Below are 2548 nucleotides of genomic sequence, written 5' to 3' on the forward strand. Positions count from 1 at the left end.
GGACAGGTACCCGGCCCCGATGCCGACCGGCACACCCGTTCCGACGAGCAGTTTGCGAGCCGTGTTGACCTTCAACGTCTCCCAGGTGCCTGCCAGCATGGCGGGTTCGGCGAGCGTCGCGGTCAGCCGCGGATTCGCCGGATCGGAGACATCGAGGACCTGGACGCCGGGGTGCTCGCTGAGCATGTTGCCGGGGAAGAACGTGCCCATGTATGCGCAGTGCTCGAAACTGGTGGAGGTGATGCCCGCTCCGCGCCCGGCGTAGCCCCCGACCATCGACATGTTGCAGCGATAGCCCTGGGTGCTGCGCCCGCTGTCCCGGTCACCGGCGGGGACGTCGCCCTGCAATCCGGTCTCCGGCAGTGATCCGGGCCCACAGTCGGCCCGCGGCACCGCCGTTCGGCCCACATCGAGGAATTCCTGCACCGCGCCGGTCAGGTCGGCGCCGAAATCGGCCGACGCACCGGACGGCAGGCCGACGGCCACGAGTGCGGTGATCGCGGCCGCCGCCACAGCACGCAGCAGCGAATGTCGTCGGCTGTTCGGCGGTGCCGCGCCGGAATCGGGTCGTGTGTCGGTGTGCGGACGTGATGGCATCGTTGCCCTCCCGAATCAATGATGCGGACAACACAACTGGCTCAGACAGTTGTGCCGCATCACGAATAGTAAGGCGATCGAATGGTTGCCGAAGGGTGTTTCGGGGAACAGGGTGTGGGGCGGGCTCGCGCTTACCTCGGGTCGCCGCCCATACGCTGTACGGTTGCTCTGCACGACCAGCGCGTCTGAAAAGGCGGGGAGTTTCCGCGATCGGAGAGGACTCGGACCCATGTCGAACGATGTCGTAGGAAGTTCCGGCACCGCACCGCCGCCGGGCGGATCGGTAGCCGATGGGTCGCCGGGCAAGCCCAGGCTGGATCTGCTCATCTTCTGCGCCACCGCGATCGGCGCACTCGCCTTCGTCGCCTGGGGTGTCCTCGACGACGAGAGCCTCGCCTCCGCGGCGAGTACCGCTCAGAAATGGGTCATCACCAATACCGGCTGGTTGTTCGTGCTCACCGCCACCACGTTCGTGGTGTTCGTGATCTGGCTGGCGGTCAGCCGCTACGGCCGGATCCCGCTGGGCGCCGACGACGAGAAACCCGAATTCCGCACCGTGTCGTGGATCGCGATGATGTTCAGCGCGGGCATGGGCATCGGTCTGATGTTCTGGGGTGTGGCGGAACCGTTGTCGCACTTCGTGAACCCCCCGCCCCATACCGCCGAGCCCGGATCACCGGCCGCCGCGGAAGTCGCCATGGCCACCACACTGTTCCACTGGACACTGCACCCGTGGGCGATCTACGCCGTCGCGGGCCTGGCCATCGCCTACGGCACGTTCCGAAAAGGCCGCTCGCAGTTGATCTCCTCGGTGTTCCGGCCGCTGCTGGGCCGGCACGCCGACGGGATCGGCGGCCGGGCGATCGACATGATGGCGATCTTCGCGACCCTGTTCGGCTCGGCGGCGTCACTCGGTCTCGGCGCGTTGCAGATCGGCGCGGGCATGGAGTTCAACGGCTGGATCGACGGCATCGGAAAGATCGGTCTGGTGGCGATCATCGCGGGCCTGTCCGTGGCCTTCGTGCTGTCGGCGGTCTCGGGTGTCGAACGCGGCATCCAGTGGCTGTCCAACATCAATATGGTGCTGGCCCTTGCCATCGCGGCGTTCGTGTTCATCGCGGGCCCCACGCTGTTCGTGCTCAATATCCTGCCCACCTCGATCGGCGACTACATCGAGAGCCTGCCGACCATGGCCTCACGCACCGGCGCCGGCGACGACGCGATGCAGACATGGCTGTCGAGCTGGACCATCTTCTACTGGGCCTGGTGGATCTCGTGGACGCCGTTCGTCGGCATGTTCATCGCGCGGATCAGCCGCGGCCGCACCATCCGTCAGTTCGTGACCGGCGTGCTGCTGGTGCCGAGCGTGGTGAGTCTGCTGTGGTTCGCGATCTTCGGTGGCGCGGGCATCGCCGAACAGGCCGAACACGGCGACCTCACCGAACCGGACGGCTCGGTCGATTCGAACTTCGCGCTGTTCCACCTGCTGGACCAGTATCCGATCACCTCGGTGACCACGGTGGTGGTGATGATCCTCGTCGCGATCTTCTTCGTCTCCGGTGCCGACGCGGCCTCCATCGTGATGGGCACACTGTCCGAACGCGGCAGCATCGAACCGTCGAAGTGGGTCGTCATCTTCTGGGGCGCGGCCACCGGCGCGGTCGCCGCGATCATGCTGGTGATCGCCGATTCCGACAATCTCGGCGGCGCTCTGACCGGCCTCCAGGCGTTGACCACCGTGGTGTCGCTGCCGTTCCTGGTGGTGATGGTGGCGATGTGTGTGTCGTTGTACAAGGACCTGCGCGACGACCCGCTGATCCTGCGCATGGATCGCGGCATCGAGTTGGTCGAGGTCGCCGTCGACCAGGGCACCGAGCTGCACGAGGGTGACTTCGCCCTCGTCACCGAGGCCTCGCCGGACAAGGTCGACGTCGCCGACGATCCCCCCGTC

1 protein-coding gene and 1 pseudogene are annotated in these 2548 nt (G+C 66.6%); one reads left to right on the forward strand and one right to left on the reverse strand.

Going from position 1 to position 2548, the window contains the following annotated elements; genetic code table 11:
- A pseudogene (locus ACFWF3_RS31810) lies at positions 1–597 on the reverse strand (hypothetical protein); the annotation flags it as partial.
- 229 nt (positions 598–826) lie between these two features.
- On the opposite strand from ACFWF3_RS31810, the gene ACFWF3_RS31815 reads away from it, so the two are divergent.
- The coding region (locus tag ACFWF3_RS31815) for a BCCT family transporter (RefSeq protein ID WP_379317487.1) at positions 827–2548 on the forward strand (1722 nt) is incomplete at its 3' end.

The sequence above is a fragment of the Nocardia sp. NPDC060220 genome (genome assembly GCF_042727815.1).
GTDB lineage: Bacteria > Actinomycetota > Actinomycetes > Mycobacteriales > Mycobacteriaceae > Nocardia.